Origin of the sequence: Brucella gallinifaecis, assembly GCF_006476605.1 — a bacterium.
Classification (GTDB): domain Bacteria; phylum Pseudomonadota; class Alphaproteobacteria; order Rhizobiales; family Rhizobiaceae; genus Brucella; species Brucella gallinifaecis.
The window spans coordinates 40,793-58,921 of record NZ_ML636803.1; the positions used below are offsets into that span (position 1 = coordinate 40,793).

Below are 18,129 nucleotides of genomic sequence, written 5' to 3' on the forward strand. Positions count from 1 at the left end.
TGCGATGCAAGAGCATCGTTTCATTTAACCCCATTCTGGAACAGGATCATGTCGGAAGAATTTCATAAAGTCCGTCGTTTGCCACCTTATGTCTTTGAGCAGGTTAACCGTCTCAAGGCATCGGCGCGAGCGGCTGGAGCCGATATTATTGATCTGGGAATGGGTAATCCTGATCTGCCGACGCCAAAGAACATTGTCGATAAGCTTTGTGAAGCTGTTCAGGACCCTCGTTCGCATCGTTATTCGTCGTCGAAGGGTATTCCCGGTCTGCGGCGTGCGCAGGCGCAATATTATGCACGCCGTTTTGGTGTGAAGCTTAACCCGGATACACAGGTCGTCGCGACACTGGGTTCCAAAGAAGGCTTTGCCAATATGGCGCAGGCAATCACCGCGCCCGGTGATGTTGTGCTTTGCCCGGACCCAACCTATCCGATTCACTCGTTCGGTTTCATCATGTCGGGCGGTGTGATCCGTTCGATCCCTGCAAAACCGGATGAGGACTTCATTCGTGCGCTGGATCGTGCGGTAAAGCACTCTATCCCGAAGCCGCTTGCGCTCATTCTTAATTTTCCGTCGAACCCGACAGCCTATGTTGCAACCCTTGACTTCTATAAGGATGTTGTTGATTTTGCTCGTAAAAATGATCTGATCATTCTGTCTGATCTGGCTTATTCGGAAATTTACTTCGAAGATAACAATCCGCCGCCCTCCGTGCTTGAAGTGCCGGGTGCAATGGATGTGGCTGTTGAATTTACTTCGATGTCGAAGACATTCTCGATGCCGGGCTGGCGTATGGGCTTTGCAGTTGGCAATGAGCGGCTGATTGCAGCCTTGACCCGGGTAAAATCCTATCTGGATTATGGTGCATTCACGCCTATTCAGGTTGCCGCAACCGCAGCACTGAATGGTGATGGCTCGGATATTGCTTATGTTCGCAATGTTTATAAGCAGCGCCGTGATGTATTGGTCGACAGTTTTGGCCGTGCGGGATGGGATGTCCCTGCACCTGCGGCAACCATGTTTGCCTGGGTTCCGATCCCGGAACGTTTTCGTAGTCTCGGCTCGCTTGAGTTTTCCAAGCTGCTGGTCGAAATGGCTGATGTGGCTGTTGCGCCCGGGGTTGGATTTGGTGAGCATGGTGATGACTATGTTCGCATCGCTCTGGTTGAGAACGAGCATCGGATTCGTCAGGCAGCGCGTAACATCAAGCGTTTCCTGTCCACCAAGGATGAGAATCTGCATAATGTTATCCCGCTTGAAACGCGCCGATAAGCGGTTTTGAGCAGACAAGACCGGGGCCGTTTGCTGGACGGCCCCTGTTATCCCGCCCCATAGACATTCAACAATACAGAAAGACATAACAATGAGTGATGCATTGCGGATCGGCGTTGCCGGATTGGGCACCGTTGGTGCTTCGGTGTTGCGTATTCTACGTGACAAAGCCGAAATGCTCACTCGCCAGTGCGGCAAACAGCTTACAGTGACTGCTGTGAGTGCACGTGACCGAAATCGTGATCGTGGTGTTGATCTTGCCGGAATTGAATGGTTTGACGATTCCATCGAGCTTGCCAAGAGCGCTAATATTGATGTTTTTGTCGAATTGATCGGTGGAGATGAAGGCCCGGCCAAAGCCGCTGTTGAAGCAGCATTGAGTGCAGGCCATCATGTTGTGACCGCTAATAAAGCACTGCTTGCAAAGCATGGTGTGGCACTTGCCAAAATTGCTGAAGAGAAGGGTGTACTTCTCAATTTTGAAGCCGCCGTTGCTGGCGGTATCCCTGTTATCAAGGCAATGCGTGAATCGCTGACCGGAAATACGGTTTCGCGTGTTTACGGTATTATGAACGGTACTTGTAACTACATTCTGACCCGGATGTGGGAAGAGGGTATTTCATTTGAGGACTGCCTCGCAGATGCGCAGCGGCTTGGTTATGCTGAAGCTGATCCGACATTTGATATTGAAGGCAATGACACGGCGCACAAGCTTGCATTGCTGACAAGTCTTGCATTTGGCACCCAGATTGCTGCCGATGATATTTATCTCGAAGGTATCAGCAATATTTCTCTGGCCGATATTCGTGCTGCGGACGAGCTTGGCTATCGTATCAAGTTGCTGGGCGTTGCACAGAAAACAGATACGGGTATTGAACAGCGTGTACATCCGACCATGGTTCCAACCTCATCAGTGATTGCACAGGTGCATGGTGTGACCAATGCAGTGGCAATTGAAACTGATCTTCTGGGTGAATTGCTGCTTTCCGGTCCCGGTGCCGGCGGCAATGCGACAGCTTCAGCTGTGATTGGTGATATTGCGGATATTGCAAAGAGCCGTCCCGGATTCCAGCATGGTCCGGTGTTTGGAACGCCCGCGAAGGCTTTGCAGCCATATAAGCGTGCGAAGATGCGCAAACATGCGGGCGGTTATTTCATCCGTTTGACTGTGCATGATCGTATTGGCGCGTTTGCAGCAATTGCCAAGCGTATGGCCGAGAACGATATTTCGCTTGAATCGATTGTTCAGCGTCCACAGATGGATAGCGATATCAATGGCGGTATAAAGACTGTTATTCTGGTCACACATGAGACAACGGAATCGGCTGTTAAAAAGGCACTGGACGCGATCCTCAAGGATGATCATCTCGTTAACAAGCCTCAGATGATCCGCATAGAACGTGCAGGCTGATTGACAAAACTTTCGCATAATGTCGCTATAAAAGGCGAAGCATAGATTTCAGATGAATTCGGGACTTTGTTCACATGGCCAAGATTTCAGACCAGCAACCGCAACGAATAGCGCAGGGACTTGACCGCATTCTGACGCTTGAGCTGGTTCGCGTTGCTGAACGTGCAGCGGTTGCAGCAGCGCGTCTTCGTGGACGTGGTGATGAAATGGCCGCTGATCAGGCGGCGGTTGATGCCATGCGTCAGGAGCTTAATCGTTTGCCGATTGCCGGTACGGTTGTGATTGGCGAAGGTGAGCGGGACGAAGCACCGATGCTTTATATCGGTGAGGAAGTTGGCACCAGGCAGGGACCGGATGTCGATATTGCGCTTGACCCGCTGGAAGGTACAACGATTTGTGCCAAGAACCTGCCCAACTCACTCGCTGTTATTGCTATCGCTGAAAAGGACAATCTTCTTTATGCGCCCGATGTTTACATGGAAAAGATTGCGGTGGGGCCGGGCTATCCGAAGGGTGTTGTCGATATTGATGCAACACCGACCGACAATATCAATGCCCTTGCCAAGGCAAAAGATGTGCAGCCGCATGAAATCACGGCCTGTATCATGGATCGTCCACGCCATGCGCGACTGATTGAAGAGGTGCGCGCAACCGGTGCTTCCATACGTCTGATTGGTGATGGGGACGTTGCAGGCGTGATGCATACAACAAACCCTGATGAAACCGGCATCGATATTTATATCGGTATTGGTGGCGCACCGGAAGGTGTACTGGCTGCCGCTGCCCTGCGTTGTATGGGTGGTCAGATGCAGGGCCGACTTCAGCTTAATTCTGATGAGAAGATCGCACGCGCTGCCAAGATGGGCATTTCTGATCCCAAGAAGATTTATACAATGGAAGAAATGGCCAAGGGTGATGTGTTGTTTGCAGCAACTGGCGTGACCGATGGCAATATGCTTTCAGGTGTCAAGTTTGCGCGTGACTATATCCAGACGCACACAATCGTTATGCGCTCAAGCTCGCAGACGGTTCGTGAAATCAAGGCAAGGCATCAGGATCTTTCCAAGTTTTAGAACTATCGATATTTAGGCTCTGGCTGCCTGTAAATGGCGTTGTTCTACGCTTCCGGTGCTCATGTACTTTAGAGCGTGTTTTGATCTGATTGGATCAGATCGACGCTCTAAATATTCTTTAACGCGCATCTTTATCCGAAAACCGTTTCACACTTTTCGGGATGCGCTCATAAGTACATTCCGCTCCGGTTCTCGAACTCCACCATTTTCGGCACGCCATAACCAAAATCTCTTCTAGTTCCCGGCCTATGATCGAACGGCGGCATTGCAAAAATGCCGCCTTTTGTGTCTTTAAGGATGTATGACAACAGAACGTTTTTTTCTTGGTATTCGCAAATCGGTCACGGGACAGAAATGGATGGACCGGCTTGGTCCGCGTGAGGCAAATGTGGCGCTTGCAATCGCGCAGCATCATGGCATTTCCGATCTGGTTGCGCGTGTGCTTGCCGGGCGCGGGGTGAGTGTTGAAGGTGCACCGGAGTTTATTGATCCAAGCCTTCGAAATCTCATGCCTGATCCGGCGATGCTGACCGATATGGACAAAGCCGCCAACCGGATTGCCAATGCGATTTTAGATCACGAAACAGTTGCGATTTTCGGGGATTATGATGTTGATGGTGCATGTTCATCAGCATTGATGGCGCGTTTTCTGAAGCATTTCGGCATTGCATATTCGATCTATATACCGGATCGTATTTTTGAAGGTTATGGACCTAATCCCGATGCCATGCGCGAGCTGGTCGCAAAGGGTGCTTCATTGATCGTGACAGTTGATTGCGGCACCAATAGCGCACCATCAATCAGCGCTGCCAAAGATGCGGGTGCCGATGTTGTGGTGCTCGATCACCATCAGCTTGGCGGTGATTTGCCGGACGAAGCCGTAGCAATCGTCAATCCGAATCGTGAAGATGATATTTCACAACAGGAGCATCTTTGTGCGGCAGGCGTGGTGTTTCTCACACTTGTGCAAGTTACGAAAATCTTACGAGAACGCGGTAAAGGGAATGGCCCGGATCTGCTGTCATTGCTTGATCTGGTGGCGCTTGCTACCGTTTGTGATGTTGTGCCGCTAAAAGGTGTCAATCGCGCTTTTGTGGTCAAGGGACTGATTGTTGCCCGCAGCCAGAGCAATGCCGGACTTGCCGCATTGGGACGTGTTTCGCGTATTGGCGAACCGCTCAACGTTTTTCATCTTGGTTATCTGATTGGCCCGCGCATCAATGCCGGCGGGCGTATTGGTGATGCGGGTCTTGGTGCACGTTTGTTAACCCTTGATGATCCTGTTGCTGCTGATCCTATTGCTGTCGAGCTTGACCGGCTTAATCAGGAGCGTCAGGCAATGGAAGCCGAAATGCTGATCGAAGCAGAAGCGGAAGCTTCACTTGAGCTTTCAGGTGGGGCTGGCGCGTCAGTGATTGTGACCGCAAGCGACCGCTGGCATCCAGGTATTGTAGGGCTTCTCGCATCCCGGCTCAAAGAAAAGGCACGACGCCCGGCCTTTGCCATTTCATTTAATGCGAATGGCATCGGCTCGGGGTCAGGGCGTTCGATTGCCGGGCTTGATCTTGGCAAGCTGGTGCGTGGCGCGATGGAGCGCGGATTGCTGATAAAGGGTGGCGGTCATGCCATGGCTGCCGGCATCACCATTGAACGTGGCAAACTTGGCGCTTTACGTGCCTATCTTGAGGAAGAATCAGCGGACATAGTTGCAAGGCTTCGCGAGAATCAAAGTCTTTCAATTGATGGTGCGGTGGCTGCATCAGGTGCAACTGTTTCGCTTTACGAATCTTTGCAGAAGGCCGGACCTTTCGGGTCAGCACATCCGCAACCGGTTCTTGCATTGCCACATCACATTCTTGCCGATGTACGCACCGTCGGGCGGGATCATGTGCGGGTTGTTTTGCGTGGTGCAGATGGAAAGCGCGTGAATGCGATTGCATTTCGGGCTGCTGAAGGTGATCTGGGACGGTTTTTATTCAATAATATCGGCCAGAGCGTGCATGTGGTTGGTAATTTATCACTCAATCACTGGAACGGTTCTGTCACACCTCAGATACAGATTCTGGATGCTGCCGTTCCTGTTTGAAATTTTTCAATTTTTTTGTGTTCACGCCCTTGTGAAAGCTATGGATAAACTCCCATATGAGGGCAGAATAAAATATCCAGCCACTCTATTGGGAGATACTTATGCCGGGTTCCGGAAACCGCCTGACCAAACTGACCGCTGCAATGGTCCTCGGGCTTATAGCCTCTTTTGCCGCTGTCGATTTCGCCGAGGCTCGCCGTGCAGGCGGGGGCGGTTTTGGTAGCCGTGGTGCGCGTACTTATCAGGCGCCTGCACCGACACGAACTGCACCAAATAATGCAGCACCTGTCGAGCGTTCAATGACGCCAAATACAGGTGCACAACAGACAAATCGTCCAGCAGCAGCAGCGGGAACGCAAAATGCAGCCGCACGTTCGGGCGGCATGTTCGGCAATTTTGGCCGCTCAATGCTTGGCGGTCTTCTTGTTGGTGGACTGATTGGCATGTTGCTGGGCAATGGTCTTGGCGGAATGGCTGGCATGTTTGGCCTTCTGTTGCAGGTTGCCATTATTGCGCTGATTGCAATGTTTGTGATGCGTATGTTTGCAAATCGCCGTCAGGCGGCAACAGCAGGTGCGGGCAATGCCGGAACACAGAATTTCGGTGCCGCCAGGGCGTCAGCACCGCAAGCAGGCTTTGGAGGGCGCACGCCTTCGGTCAATCCATTTGGCGTGAAGCAGGATGAAGCGCCGGTTGCTGCGGCTGTTGAAGACGAGCCAATGGATGTCGGTCAGGAAGAGCTTGATCGTTTTGAACAAATGCTTACTGAAATCCAGACGGCTTATGGTCGTGAGGATTATGCAGCCCTTCGCAAGCTCGCAACGCCGGAAGCCATGTCTTATCTGGCTGAAGAGCTGGGTGAGATTGCCTCGAGTGGTATGCGCAATGAAGTGAAAGATGTGAAGCTGCTTCAGGGCGATGTTTCCGAAGCATGGCGCGAAGGCAATGTTGAATATGCGACGGTTGCTATTCGCTATTCAGCTATCGATGTCATGCTCGATCGCAATACGGGTGCTGTCGTTGAAGGCAATCCCGATGAGCCGGTTGAAAGCGTCGAGGTGTGGACATTTACGCGCGTTGATGGCGGTGATTGGTTGCTTTCAGCCATTCAGGGCACGGAATAAAGATAAAAACCCGGTCGTGAGACCGGGTTTTTCTTTTACCAGCTGCCAATGTTTTCGGCGGAAGCCCAAGGCTCCTGTGGCGCGAGGCGCTCACCTTTCTGGATCAGTTCAATGGAAATGCCGTCCGGTGATTTGATGAAAGCCATATGGCCATCGCGTGGCGGACGGTTGATTGTAACGCCTGCATCTTTCAATTTCTGACATTCAGCATAGATATTATCGACTTCATAAGCGAGATGACCGAAGTTACGGCCACCGCTATAGGTTTCCGGATCCCAGTTATAGGTTAGTTCGAGTTCCGGTGCGCGTTCTTCTGTGGCTTTATCTTTATCTGATGGGGCAGCAAGAAAAATCAGTGTGAAGCGGCCTTTTTCATTTTCAGTGCGGCGAATTTCTTCAAGGCCGAACTTGTTCACATAAAAGTCCAGCGATTCATCAATGTCGCGGATTCTAACCATTGTGTGCAGATAACGCATAGGCTTCTCCTGGTGTTGTTTGAAAGAGCTGCTTTCGTGGATAAGTGTCTTGTGCCATAAAGCAAGTCAACACGTTGCCGAATGAGCATGCTGCCTTATGTTTTTGACAGAGCAGTTTTCAATTAAAAAAATTAGGCAATAACGATGAATGCATAAAGCCTGTGGTCATCTTCAACAGGATACAAGATAGGGCTTGCCGCCTATGGTTAAGGAAGTGTTATTCTTCTGGCAAGAATCAGGACAGAATCGCAACGCAACGAGGAGGGACGAGCGGATGGCAGACAAATCTATGTCAAATGACCAGTTTCGCAGTCAGGCCTCATCAGAAGAGATTGGCGAACTTGTTGAGCTTTCGGGTCATATAAAATGGTTCGACGTTGCAAAAGGCTATGGTTTCATTGTTCCGGACCAGCCCGGTTTTTCTGACATTCTTCTGCATGTGACGACATTGCGCCGCGATGGTTTTCAGGCGGCACTCGAGGGTGCGCGTATTGTTTGTGAAGTTCGCAATAGTGAACGTGGCATGCAATGTTTTCGTGTTTTGTCCATGGATACCTCGACAGCCGTGCATCCTGCACAAATGCCGCCGCAGCGAACACATGTCACGGTCACGCCTTCCAGCGGTCTTGAGCGTGTAATTGTCAAATGGTTCAACCGTACCAAGGGTTTTGGCTTTTTGACGCGCGGTGAAGGCACCGAAGATATTTTCATTCATATGGAAACGTTGCGTCGTTTCGGGATGATGGAACTGCGCCCCGGTCAGGTGGTTCTGATCCGTTTTGGTAATGGTGACAAGGGCTTGATGGCCGCTGAGATCCACCCGGATATTGGAACGGTAATTCCGCTCTCTCACTGATCTTGTTGTTTCTTGTGATATAATAAGAGCATGATTGCTTGTATTATATCACATTGGCAGGTTCTGACTCTGGCTCATTTCCATCCTTGTTTATTTTCTGTAAAAAGCAGATGATTTTCACGATGTAGGGCAAGAGCATTTTATGGGCCGCATTCTTTTCTCTTTCGTATTCTTATTTTTTACCTTGTCTGCAATCGCGCAAGAGACAAAACCAATGCTCCTGCCTGTTGATAAGGAGCCGCTCACATTTGTGACTGCAAACGGCAGGATTTCCTTTGGAGTGGAAATTGCAGATAGCGGAGAAGCGCGTATGCGCGGATTGATGTGGCGCACTGATTTTCCGCAAGACCGGGCAATGCTTTTCGTCTTTGGGCAAATGCGTGATGTGATGATGTGGATGCAGAACACACCATCACCACTGGATATGGTGTTCCTGGATGATAGTGGTCATGTGACGGCTATCCATGAAAATGCAGTTCCATTTTCCGAAGATATTATTTCTTCGCAGGGGCCAGCGGCCTATGTGGTTGAACTTTTGGCCGGGACTGTTAAACGAACCGGTATCAAGCGTGGTGACAGAGCAATTCACACGGTAATTTGTGGTCCTGACCCTAAGTAATCTGCGCAAAATGCAGTCTAGAATTCAAAAGGAATAGAAAATTGAGCGCGCTCGACATCGAATATTTCGAACATGATGGTCTGCGTCTTGCGTATCGTCAGGACGGAGAGGGCGATCCGATTTTGCTTATTCATGGCTTTGCATCGTCAAGCCTTGTCAACTGGGTATCGCCGGGCTGGTTTCGCACATTGACCGAAGCTGGTTATCGGGTCATTGCAATTGACAATCGCGGCCATGGATATTCTGCAAAAAGTCATGAGGCTGCTGACTATACGCCAAGCGCCATGGCTGGCGATGCTGCTGCTCTGCTTGACCATTTAGGTATCGAAAAAGCCCATATTATGGGTTATTCCATGGGTGCCCGGATTGCTGCTTTTTTGGCCATTGAGCATCCTGAACGTGTTCATAGTGCTGTTTTTGGTGGTCTCGGCATTGGTATGGTTACAGGTGCTGGCGACTGGGAGCCAATCGGCGAAGCGCTTCTTGCCGATGATCCATCGACCATTACACATCCGCGTGGCTTGATGTTTCGTAAGTTCGCTGACCAGACGAAGAGTGATCGTATTGCACTTGCTGCCTGTGTTATCACATCCAAGGAACTGGTTTCGGCTGAGGCAATTGCCCGCATCATGCAGCCAGTTCTTGTGGCGGTGGGTACGACTGACGATATAGCAGGGAGTGCGCAGGAATTGGCCGAAATGTTGCCAAATGGACAGGCTCTCGATATTCCTGATCGAGATCATATGCTGGCAGTTGGTGACAAGGTCTATAAAAAGGGCGTTTTGGCATTTCTGGCAGAGAATGCTCTTTGACTTTAACCTCAAAGCATTAACCAGAGTTACGCGGTGTCAAGGCAAAGTATTTTGATATATGTTAGTCGCTGATACGCATTGCGGCGCAGGCATAGAATAATAAGAGTGTTCGTTGCCCGCGACAGGCAAAATTGGAGTATACATAATGTCCGTTCGTTCGAACGCCAAATTGTCTCCCTCATTGAGACAGGTTGATCCGATCTGGCACTCCATTCGCGCTGAAGCGGAGGAGGCAGCCAATAAGGACCCTGTATTGGGTACTTTTCTTTATGCGACGATACTCAACCAGCCGACGCTGGAAGGTGCTGTTATGCATCGTATCGCGGAACGTCTTGGTCATGCCGATCTGAGCGCGGATATTTTGCGCCAGACATTTGACACGATGTTTGAGGCCACGCCCGAATGGGCGCATATTGTGCGTGTTGATATTCAGGCAGTTTATGACCGTGATCCGGCCTATAACCGGTTTATGGATTCCATTCTTTATCTGAAAGGGTTCCACGCGATTCAGACACATCGTCTGGCGCATTGGCTTTATCGCGAAGGCCGCAAAGATTTTGCCTATTATTTGCAAAGTCGTTCCTCTTCGATTTTCCAGACTGATATTCACCCTGCTGCAAAGTTTGGCAGTGGATTGTTCCTCGATCATGCGACCGGGCTTGTGGTTGGTGAAACAGCTGTCATCGAAGATAATGTGTCGATTCTTCACGGCGTGACGCTTGGTGGGACAGGCAAGGCGAGCGGTGATCGCCATCCGAAAATTCGCCATGGCGTATTGATTGGCGCTGGCGCAAAGATTCTCGGAAATATTGAAGTTGGTCATTGCTCAAAGATTGCAGCGGGTTCTGTCGTTTTGAAGCCGGTGCCAAACAACGCGACAGTTGCCGGTGTGCCGGCCAAAGTGGTTGGTGAAAGTGGCTGTTCTGAGCCATCAAGGGTTATGGACCAGATGCTTGGTGAAGCAGCTTTTGGTGAACACATGTATGGTGAGGGTATTTAAGCCATATCGTTTCGATAATTCGTGAAACCGGGCGCTTCTGGCTTTTTGCCAATAGCTCTCTATATGTCCGAAAAACGATTTCGATTATTGGTGCATGCGCTTATTCGCTCATGCGTTAGTGCTTTACATAAGATTATACCGGGTGCATTAAACCGGTCTTAATTCAATATCAGGAGAAGCTGGTTGAAACCCGAAGAACTCAAGAAACTCGACGCATATTTCAAGCGGACTTTTAATAATCCTGGCTTGCAGATTAAAGCACGACCACGCAAGAATGATTCTGCTGAGGTCTATCTGGATGATGAGTTCCTGGGGCTTGTCTATAAGGATGAAGACGAAGGTGAACTCTCCTATAATTTTTCGATGGCTATTCTCGACGTCGATCTCTGAGATTGTTTGCAGTTTAATAAAACGTCCTTTCTGTTCAGCAGAGAGGGCGTTTTTTATTGAAAGCCGCATTCCGTTTTGACGATAAATAGCGCATTCTGCTGTGAAATTTCATGATGGAGGAAAGCTGATGCCAATCTACGTTTATAATGGCCATAAGCCAGAGTTTGCAGATCAAAGCAGCAACTGGATCGCACCGGATGCAACGCTGATCGGCAAGGTTTTGATTGGTGAGAATGCCGGCTTCTGGTTTGGTGCTGTGCTGCGCGGCGATAATGAGCCGATTTCGATAGGCGCGAATACCAATGTGCAGGAACATACGATCATGCATACGGATATTGGATTTCCGCTTAATGTTGGAGAAGGCTGTACAATTGGTCATCGTGCGATTCTGCACGGATGCAGCATTGGTAATAATACGCTGATCGGCATGGGGGCGATTATTCTCAATGGTGCAAAGATTGGCAATAATTGTCTGATTGGTGCCGGTGCGCTTGTGACTGAGGGCAAGGAATATCCGGACAATTCGCTGATTGTTGGCTCGCCAGCACGGGTTATTCGTCAGCTTGAAACAGCCGATGTTGAAAAACTGAAACTATCAGCACAACATTATGTGGAAAAAGGCCGGTCGTTTATGCGTGGTCTGGAGCCTGCATAAAAAGCTAAGGGAATGAGTGCGCCTTTTTTCCCGGTGCTTTTTCACGATCAGTTACGAATACTGCTCACGACAGTATCCAGTCCATTTTTAATGGAAACCCATGCGCCGCTATTGGTCGTCGACTGGCGTTTGAGATAAGTGTAATCGGTATCATTCCAAAGGCGCACGCGTTGATCAAGATTATCGAGAATGAAGTCACCTCGATCGGTACGAATCGTCAAAACTGCATGACCTTCACCATTTTGCTGGCGAACCACAGTCATCAGCAACGTGTTGGCTGGAATGCCGAGCGCCATTAATTCACGACGTTTGAGCAGCATATAATCATCGCAGTCCCCGGCAATGGTTGGATATTCCCAATATTCTTCCTGCCCCCAGACATCCAGATCAGTGCGGGGCGCGATCCGTTGATTAATGCTTGCATTAATTGTGATTATTTCCTGCCAGATATTACGATTGAGCGTGAGCGGTATGCTGTTTTTATTCATTATGTTGCATTCAGCCGGATGGCGCTGGCAAAAATCATAATGGCCTATGGGTTGTGATGTGCGTTCACCCGTTGGCATCCAGTGCGATTTTGATGCGGGGCTGGCAGCTTGAGCAAATGCAGTTCCCAGCATGATAATCATGGCTATGATGATTGTGTGCTTCGTCATTCTTTGTCTCCCTGTTGGAAACAAGAATGCATGCAATAGTTTTAGAGTGGGGAAATCCAGATATGAAAATACGAATCTAATTTGATTAAAACTATGCAGATTAGAGCAAGGTTTTGTTTAGAAACACCGCATATTCGGCCATTATATCATGATTTATGGCCTTTTGATGCTTAAATCGGCTAAAATCGAGTTTGCCAATTCGTAACCTTAGCGCGTGTTTACCTTTTGGTTTGAATGCGTTCAGGCTTTGCCACCGTTGATAACCCGTAGCTGTGGCAGATCGCGCGTGAAGATCGGAGCAGACCAGTTCTGGCGATCATTGATTGCAGTGATCTTAGTCGCAGAGGGCTTATGCTCTTCCTGTGCAATAAGCATATCTGGAGCCAGCGGTCTGATTTTGTTGATATTGCCCAGTATAATTGGATCGGCACCTGCCCAGGCGATATCATCAAGAACGGAAATACTGCCTAACAGGTTCATTCTGCCGTCTTTGCTGATTGAAAGTGGCGCAAGCAGCATTTCAAAAGACAGGCTGCGACCTGAAAGACTAATGCCGTCATTATGGCTCAGAGCAGGAATCAGCAGCTCACAAACATTCCGGGCCATTTCATCAAGGGCAGGGCGGTTGCGTTCATGCCAGAGTGTTAGAAAACGTGTGAGCTTCAGTTCGCGTCCGAATAAAGTGCAAATGCGGGTGCCTGCAAGCCGGAAAATCAGTTGACCTGTTTCATTCTCTTCCAGAAAAAACAGGTCTGATAAATGCCGCCCAAGTTTGCGTGGCTGAATAGTCTCGCGAGAGGGCGCATGCAGATTTCCGCTCTGGCTGAAAGCCAGTTGTTGCCATTCGCTGAAGATTGCGATCGTGCTGCGGTTTTTCATCTTGTGCGCTTGTTGTCTGTCTGGGTTTCAGGGTAATTCCAGTCGCTCAGCGCATTAAAATAGTATTAACAGAGTGAACGCCAGCTTAACCCTTTATTCATCCACGACACATGCTTGTTAAGGTTAACAAGAAGTAATGGTTGCAAAAATTTATTATAACAGTTTGATCATTGGTCAGGAGAAGTCATTGTCTTGGTTGTCTTTTCCTGATCTCCAGATTTTGTTTCGCTCATTTTAGATATTTGCGAAAAGGCCGTAGGGTATAATCCGGCGGCCTTTATTTTTAACGAATTGTCACTTAGGGTCAGGACTCATTAATTTGACGGGAATGGTGTGAGGCCATCCGTTTGGATACGAGAAGGAAAGGCGAAGGAAATGTGGTTCATTTTCAAGACTTTCCGACGAAGTAGACCGGGCGGATGGACCACATCCTTCGGACATCGAAATGACTTGGTGATCTGCTTCGTCGAGCCGCTCAACCGGGGGGACAACCCCGGTCCTCACGTCTCTCCTAGCATATCTGGTCATTTCAGATGCCATTCTCATCAAATTAATGGGTCCTGACCCTAGGGTCCAGATCCTAATGGGTCAATCGATATTAAATTAGCTGGAAAGCAGCAATTGATGAGTATGCCACAGCCTGATGTGAACCGAAATATGAACGGGCCCCAGAGTGTAGAGCCGATATTCAATATACCGGGCGTTATACTGGCACTCATAGCGATCTGTGTCGGTGTTTATGTCTATCAGAATTATATTATCAGCGAGCAGCTGAACTATAGTTTCATGCTGAATTACGCGCTGATCCCGGCACGATTTTCATTGGCTGGCGGTTTTAGCGACCCCGCAGCATTGCTCACGCTCATTACCTATTCTTTCATGCATGGTGGTCTGGCGCATATTGTCGTTAATATGATCTGGTTGGCGGCTTTTGGCTCTCCGCTGGCAGGGCGTATTGGCACGGGGCGGATGATTGTTTTCTGGATCTTTACGTCGATCGTCGCCGGGTTGACGCATTATGCAATTTATCCTGAGAGCGTGACGCCACTTGTCGGGGCGTCTGGCGCCATTTCAGGCATGATGGGAGCTGCGGCACGCTATGGTTTTCGCCGTGTGGGTCATGGGCGCAGATCTGAATTTGCCGGACCTGTTTTGCCAATCGGTCTGACACTGACATTGAAACCAGTTCTGACCTTTGTGGGTATCTGGTTTTTGATCAATATTGTGACCGGTCTTTATTCGACAGGCGGGGGTGATCTATCAGGTATCGCTTGGGAAGCACATATTGGTGGATTTGTTGCAGGCTTTTTGGGTATTGCATTGCTTGACCGTCCGCGCAGCTATGATGCTGTTATCAGACGCAGAGGTTAACCCTCCCAATTCAGTCTGCTTGCAAAGTGAGCTGTCAAAGCGCACCATAAAGGGAACGTAGCTGGAGGAGCTGCGTTAATATCATAGGATATATTCCCATGATTGATTGCTGAACCTTGGGAGGGATTTTGGCATGACTGTTCGGTCAATTCTTGAAAAAAAAGGCAAAGACGTTGTAGTCATCAAACCTGATGACACGCTTTCACGTGCCATTGCCATTCTCGCTCAACATAAAATAGGTGCGCTTGTTGTTTGCGATGAGGCAGGCCATATCAAAGGCATTCTTTCAGAGCGCGATGTAGTTCGTGCGATCGCGAGCATGAATGCAGAAATTGCGACACATCTTGTTTCAGAATTTATGACATCGAAAGTTCAGGTGTGTCACGAATATCATACCATTAATCAGGTTATGGAAATCATGACGCATAACCGCTTTCGTCATATGCCGGTTGAAGAGAACGGCAAGCTTGCGGGAATCATATCAATTGGCGACGTTGTAAAGCGACGGATTGAGGATGTGGAACGCGAAGCAGAAGAAATCCGCAGCTATATCGCGACAGCATAAGATAGAATCTGGAGTGTTCAGAACACTCCAGATATTTGTTCAGGGCGATTCGCTGGATTTATCGGCGTGAGCGCAGATAACGTTCAGCCGCATAAAGTGAGATGGCGGCTGCATTGGAAACGTTGAGCGATTTAATTTCACCCGGCATATCAAGGCGTGCCAGCGCACTGACTGTTTCACGGGTTTTTTGACGCAAACCTTTGCCTTCAGCCCCAAGAACCAATGCCAGGCGCTCGCCGCTCATGGTTGCTTCCATTTCGTGTGGGCCTTCTGAATCAAGGCCAATGGTCATGAAACCAAGTGAATGAAGCTCTTCAATCGCTTCTGCGAGATTGCGGACTTCTATATGGGGAATCAGTTCCAGTGCCCCCGAAGCAGCCTTTGCCAGAACTCCGCTTTCCTGCGGGCTGTGGCGACTGGTGGTGATGATCGCACCGGCACCAAATGCAACGGCGGAACGTATGATTGCGCCGACATTATGGGGATCAGTCACTTGATCAAGGACGAGTAAAAGCGGGCTTTCTTTAAGTTCGGAAAGCTTTTTGTGACGAAGCGGTTCCGCTTCGATCATGACACCCTGATGCACAGCATCGGAACCTGTTTCCTTGTCAATTTCTTTGGGGTCGACAATTTCAACAGGGAAGGGCAGGTTTTCCGCTTCGCCAATTTCGAGGCGAGAGAAGCCATTACGGGTAGCACGCATGCGTAAAATCTTACGTGCGGGGTTCTCTACAGCCGCGCGTACAGTATGCAGGCCGTAAAGCCTGACAGTGCCTTCCGCTACTCGGCCAGCAGGAATTGTCGCACGTTGTGGTCTGTGCGGTGCTTTGCCGGCGGAAGCCGCTTTCTGGTCGCGATGTTCGCGACGCAAGCGTGCATAGTGAGAATCTTTTGGGGTATGGGAAGAGTTTTGATCGTTCATGGCGGGCTTATATCCTGTCTATAACAGGGAAGATAGCATGTGAAATTTTATTTGAGGCATGAAACGAGTGTTTGGCACAGCCGCCAAGTCCCGGTTTCGCGCGGTTCTTTGCCATGCTGTATGATTTGATATGTTCAAGCTGTGGATTATTCTGCATTCTTTTCACTTTTACCCTGTTGACAGGAGCTGCGCATATCGGCATAAGCGCCCTCGCAGAACGATGGTACGGCCCAAACAGCCAGCCGGATATTTTGCAGAAATGCCTAGTTACTCGACTCTGCTGATAGTGATATTAGGAGGAATGCCCGAGCGGTTAAAGGGGACGGACTGTAAATCCGTTGGCTATGCCTACGTTGGTTCAAATCCAACTTCCTCCACCACTGTCGGATTAGAGTTTAGAGTATGCGGGTATAGCTCAATGGTAGAGCAGCAGCCTTCCAAGCTGAATACACGGGTTCGATTCCCGTTACCCGCTCCAGTTTCCAAGGGCGGATAGGCAGTAAGGTATCATCGACGGGCGGTTCGCCGTTCCGTTTTGGCATAAATGCTGGCGTAAGAGTCTTTCGGGCTTTTGTGCTGGCGCTCGAGCGGTTCTAGAACAAAGAGAACAACGGCGATGGCAAAGAGCAAGTTTGAACGTAACAAACCCCACGTTAACATTGGCACGATTGGTCACGTTGACCATGGCAAGACCTCGCTGACCGCAGCGATCACCAAGTTTTTTGGTGACTTCAAGGCCTATGACCAGATTGATGCGGCGCCTGAAGAAAAGGCTCGTGGTATCACCATTTCGACGTCGCATGTTGAATATGAAACTGCGAACCGTCACTATGCTCACGTCGACTGCCCAGGTCACGCTGACTATGTGAAGAACATGATCACCGGTGCAGCGCAGATGGACGGCGCTATTCTGGTTGTTTCGGCAGCTGACGGCCCGATGCCACAGACGCGCGAGCACATTCTGCTTGCCCGTCAGGTTGGTGTTCCTGCGATCGTTGTGTTCCTGAACAAGTGCGATCAGGTTGATGATGCGGAACTTCTTGAACTTGTTGAGTTGGAAGTTCGTGAGCTTCTTTCGAAGTACGATTTCCCTGGCGATGAAACACCAATCATCAAGGGTTCGGCTCTTGCAGCGCTCGAAGATTCATCAAAAGAACTCGGCGAAGATGCAATCCGTAGCCTGATGGCTGCTGTTGACGAATATATTCCGACCCCGGAACGTCCGGTTGACCAGCCATTCCTGATGCCAATTGAAGACGTGTTCTCGATTTCGGGTCGCGGTACTGTTGTTACCGGTCGCGTTGAGCGCGGTATCATCAAGGTTGGCGAAGAAGTTGAAATCGTCGGCATCAAGGCAACAGGCAAGACGACTGTTACCGGCGTTGAAATGTTCCGCAAGCTGCTCGATCAGGGCCAGGCAGGCGATAACATTGGTGCATTGGTTCGCGGCGTTGGCCGTGAAGACGTTGAGCGTGGTCAGGTTCTCTGCAAGCCAGGTTCGGTCAAGCCACACACCAAGTTCAAGGCAGAAGCCTATATTCTGACCAAGGACGAAGGTGGTCGTCATACACCATTCTTCACCAACTACCGTCCACAGTTCTACTTCCGTACGACTGACGTGACCGGTGTTGTTACCCTGCCAGAAGGCACGGAAATGGTCATGCCAGGCGACAACGTCACTGTTGACGTTACGCTGATCGTGCCGATTGCAATGGAAGAGAAGCTCCGCTTCGCTATCCGTGAAGGTGGCCGTACCGTTGGTGCAGGCATCGTCGCTTCGATCATCGAGTAATCAGATTTGACTGGCGGTATTGCCGCCAGTCTGGCACTCTAGGTGCCTCATAGGGGTATAGCTCAGTTGGTAGAGCGACGGTCTCCAAAACCGTAGGTCGCGGGTTCGAACCCTGCTGCCCCTGCCATTCAGACGGGAATTCATGGTTTGACTATGGGTTCCCGTTTTTT

At 49.8% G+C, this 18,129-nt stretch carries 18 protein-coding genes and 3 tRNA genes; 17 read left to right on the forward strand and 4 right to left on the reverse strand.

Annotation, left to right across the window (positions count from 1 at the left end; translation table 11 throughout):
* The first annotated feature begins 48 nt into the window (after positions 1-48).
* The 5 genes from FHY56_RS06750 (at position 49) to FHY56_RS06770 (ending at position 6,966) form a co-directional block, all read left to right on the forward strand.
* Positions 49-1,272 (forward strand): LL-diaminopimelate aminotransferase, encoded by a 1,224-nt coding sequence (locus tag FHY56_RS06750; protein ID WP_140904426.1) that lies wholly within the window; start codon positions 49-51, stop codon positions 1,270-1,272.
* Positions 1,273-1,363: 91 nt separating this feature from the next.
* Positions 1,364-2,683 (forward strand): homoserine dehydrogenase, encoded by a 1,320-nt coding sequence (locus FHY56_RS06755; protein ID WP_140904427.1) that lies wholly within the window; start codon positions 1,364-1,366, stop codon positions 2,681-2,683.
* A gap of 74 nt (positions 2,684-2,757) precedes the next feature.
* On the forward strand, positions 2,758-3,756 hold the full coding sequence (gene glpX / locus FHY56_RS06760) for a class II fructose-bisphosphatase (RefSeq protein WP_140904428.1): 999 nt from the start codon (positions 2,758-2,760) through the stop codon (positions 3,754-3,756).
* 301 nt (positions 3,757-4,057) lie between these two features.
* Positions 4,058-5,842: a single-stranded-DNA-specific exonuclease RecJ gene (gene recJ, locus FHY56_RS06765; protein WP_140904429.1), complete on the forward strand. Its 1,785-nt coding sequence runs from the start codon at positions 4,058-4,060 to the stop codon at positions 5,840-5,842.
* Positions 5,843-5,943: 101 nt separating this feature from the next.
* Complete coding sequence (locus FHY56_RS06770; protein ID WP_140904430.1) at positions 5,944-6,966, forward strand: Tim44 domain-containing protein; 1,023 nt, start codon at positions 5,944-5,946, stop codon at positions 6,964-6,966.
* Between the two features lie 35 nt (positions 6,967-7,001).
* Here the strand turns inward: FHY56_RS06770 and gloA are convergent, their stop codons facing one another.
* Positions 7,002-7,442 (reverse strand): lactoylglutathione lyase, encoded by a 441-nt coding sequence (gene gloA / locus FHY56_RS06775; RefSeq protein ID WP_140904431.1) that lies wholly within the window; start codon positions 7,440-7,442, stop codon positions 7,002-7,004.
* A 274-nt stretch (positions 7,443-7,716) separates the two neighbouring features.
* Between gloA and FHY56_RS06780 the strand changes: the two genes are divergently transcribed.
* From FHY56_RS06780 to FHY56_RS06805, 6 genes are all read left to right on the forward strand, one after another.
* Entirely contained in the window at positions 7,717-8,298 is a 582-nt protein-coding gene (locus FHY56_RS06780) for a cold-shock protein (protein ID WP_140904432.1), read from the forward strand.
* Positions 8,299-8,440: 142 nt separating this feature from the next.
* On the forward strand, positions 8,441-8,917 hold the full coding sequence (locus FHY56_RS06785) for a DUF192 domain-containing protein (RefSeq protein WP_140904433.1): 477 nt from the start codon (positions 8,441-8,443) through the stop codon (positions 8,915-8,917).
* A gap of 41 nt (positions 8,918-8,958) precedes the next feature.
* Positions 8,959-9,729 carry an alpha/beta fold hydrolase gene (locus tag FHY56_RS06790; RefSeq protein WP_140904434.1) on the forward strand — a complete coding sequence of 257 codons (771 nt, stop codon included), beginning with the start codon at positions 8,959-8,961 and terminating at the stop codon, positions 9,727-9,729.
* Between the two features lie 145 nt (positions 9,730-9,874).
* Positions 9,875-10,729 carry a serine O-acetyltransferase gene (cysE, locus tag FHY56_RS06795; protein WP_140904435.1) on the forward strand — a complete coding sequence of 285 codons (855 nt, stop codon included), beginning with the start codon at positions 9,875-9,877 and terminating at the stop codon, positions 10,727-10,729.
* Positions 10,730-10,912: 183 nt separating this feature from the next.
* A complete protein-coding gene (locus tag FHY56_RS06800; RefSeq protein ID WP_140904436.1) occupies positions 10,913-11,119 on the forward strand; it encodes a DUF3126 family protein in 207 nt (68 codons plus the stop codon).
* 127 nt (positions 11,120-11,246) lie between these two features.
* Positions 11,247-11,774 carry a gamma carbonic anhydrase family protein gene (locus tag FHY56_RS06805; protein ID WP_140904437.1) on the forward strand — a complete coding sequence of 176 codons (528 nt, stop codon included), beginning with the start codon at positions 11,247-11,249 and terminating at the stop codon, positions 11,772-11,774.
* A gap of 47 nt (positions 11,775-11,821) precedes the next feature.
* Here FHY56_RS06805 and FHY56_RS06810 read toward each other — a convergent pair whose 3' ends face one another.
* Both FHY56_RS06810 and FHY56_RS06815 read right to left on the reverse strand, forming a co-directional pair.
* Positions 11,822-12,430 carry a transglutaminase-like cysteine peptidase gene (locus FHY56_RS06810; RefSeq protein ID WP_140904438.1) on the reverse strand — a complete coding sequence of 203 codons (609 nt, stop codon included), beginning with the start codon at positions 12,428-12,430 and terminating at the stop codon, positions 11,822-11,824.
* A 240-nt stretch (positions 12,431-12,670) separates the two neighbouring features.
* Positions 12,671-13,309 carry a PAS domain-containing protein gene (locus FHY56_RS06815; RefSeq protein WP_140904439.1) on the reverse strand — a complete coding sequence of 213 codons (639 nt, stop codon included), beginning with the start codon at positions 13,307-13,309 and terminating at the stop codon, positions 12,671-12,673.
* Positions 13,310-13,933: 624 nt separating this feature from the next.
* Here FHY56_RS06815 and FHY56_RS06820 point away from each other — a divergent pair.
* Both FHY56_RS06820 and FHY56_RS06825 read left to right on the forward strand, forming a co-directional pair.
* Positions 13,934-14,680, forward strand: a complete 747-nt coding sequence (locus FHY56_RS06820) for a rhomboid family intramembrane serine protease (protein ID WP_140904440.1) — start codon at positions 13,934-13,936, stop codon at positions 14,678-14,680.
* A gap of 133 nt (positions 14,681-14,813) precedes the next feature.
* Positions 14,814-15,245 carry a CBS domain-containing protein gene (locus tag FHY56_RS06825; RefSeq protein ID WP_140904441.1) on the forward strand — a complete coding sequence of 144 codons (432 nt, stop codon included), beginning with the start codon at positions 14,814-14,816 and terminating at the stop codon, positions 15,243-15,245.
* Between the two features lie 58 nt (positions 15,246-15,303).
* Here FHY56_RS06825 and rlmB read toward each other — a convergent pair whose 3' ends face one another.
* Positions 15,304-16,167 carry a 23S rRNA (guanosine(2251)-2'-O)-methyltransferase RlmB gene (gene rlmB / locus FHY56_RS06830; protein ID WP_140904442.1) on the reverse strand — a complete coding sequence of 288 codons (864 nt, stop codon included), beginning with the start codon at positions 16,165-16,167 and terminating at the stop codon, positions 15,304-15,306.
* Between the two features lie 295 nt (positions 16,168-16,462).
* Here rlmB and FHY56_RS06835 point away from each other — a divergent pair.
* The 4 genes from FHY56_RS06835 to FHY56_RS06850 all read left to right on the forward strand — a co-directional run bounded on the left by FHY56_RS06835 (position 16,463) and on the right by FHY56_RS06850 (position 18,086).
* Positions 16,463-16,547, forward strand: a tRNA-Tyr gene (locus FHY56_RS06835).
* 24 nt (positions 16,548-16,571) lie between these two features.
* Positions 16,572-16,645 (forward strand) — tRNA-Gly (locus FHY56_RS06840).
* Positions 16,646-16,783: 138 nt separating this feature from the next.
* Positions 16,784-17,959: an elongation factor Tu gene (gene tuf / locus FHY56_RS06845; protein WP_140904443.1), complete on the forward strand. Its 1,176-nt coding sequence runs from the start codon at positions 16,784-16,786 to the stop codon at positions 17,957-17,959.
* Positions 17,960-18,010: 51 nt separating this feature from the next.
* A tRNA-Trp gene (locus FHY56_RS06850) sits at positions 18,011-18,086 on the forward strand.
* Positions 18,087-18,129 lie beyond the last annotated feature (43 nt).

Excerpts from the sequence above, each read along its gene's own strand:
- rlmB (WP_140904442.1), bottom strand. The coding sequence starts at position 16,167 with ATGAACGATCAAAACTCTTCCCATACCCCAAAAGATTCTCACTATGCA.
- FHY56_RS06750 (WP_140904426.1), top strand. The coding sequence starts at position 49 with ATGTCGGAAGAATTTCATAAAGTCCGTCGTTTGCCACCTTATGTCTTT.
- recJ (WP_140904429.1), top strand. The coding sequence starts at position 4,058 with ATGACAACAGAACGTTTTTTTCTTGGTATTCGCAAATCGGTCACGGGA.
- glpX (WP_140904428.1), top strand. The coding sequence starts at position 2,758 with ATGGCCAAGATTTCAGACCAGCAACCGCAACGAATAGCGCAGGGACTT.
- FHY56_RS06755 (WP_140904427.1), top strand. The coding sequence starts at position 1,364 with ATGAGTGATGCATTGCGGATCGGCGTTGCCGGATTGGGCACCGTTGGT.
- FHY56_RS06770 (WP_140904430.1), top strand. The coding sequence starts at position 5,944 with ATGCCGGGTTCCGGAAACCGCCTGACCAAACTGACCGCTGCAATGGTC.
- gloA (WP_140904431.1), bottom strand. The coding sequence starts at position 7,442 with ATGCGTTATCTGCACACAATGGTTAGAATCCGCGACATTGATGAATCG.
- FHY56_RS06780 (WP_140904432.1), top strand. The coding sequence starts at position 7,717 with ATGGCAGACAAATCTATGTCAAATGACCAGTTTCGCAGTCAGGCCTCA.
- FHY56_RS06820 (WP_140904440.1), top strand. The coding sequence starts at position 13,934 with ATGAGTATGCCACAGCCTGATGTGAACCGAAATATGAACGGGCCCCAG.
- FHY56_RS06810 (WP_140904438.1), bottom strand. The coding sequence starts at position 12,430 with ATGACGAAGCACACAATCATCATAGCCATGATTATCATGCTGGGAACT.
- tuf (WP_140904443.1), top strand. The coding sequence starts at position 16,784 with ATGGCAAAGAGCAAGTTTGAACGTAACAAACCCCACGTTAACATTGGC.
- FHY56_RS06815 (WP_140904439.1), bottom strand. The coding sequence starts at position 13,309 with ATGAAAAACCGCAGCACGATCGCAATCTTCAGCGAATGGCAACAACTG.
- cysE (WP_140904435.1), top strand. The coding sequence starts at position 9,875 with ATGTCCGTTCGTTCGAACGCCAAATTGTCTCCCTCATTGAGACAGGTT.
- FHY56_RS06805 (WP_140904437.1), top strand. The coding sequence starts at position 11,247 with ATGCCAATCTACGTTTATAATGGCCATAAGCCAGAGTTTGCAGATCAA.
- FHY56_RS06825 (WP_140904441.1), top strand. The coding sequence starts at position 14,814 with ATGACTGTTCGGTCAATTCTTGAAAAAAAAGGCAAAGACGTTGTAGTC.
- FHY56_RS06785 (WP_140904433.1), top strand. The coding sequence starts at position 8,441 with ATGGGCCGCATTCTTTTCTCTTTCGTATTCTTATTTTTTACCTTGTCT.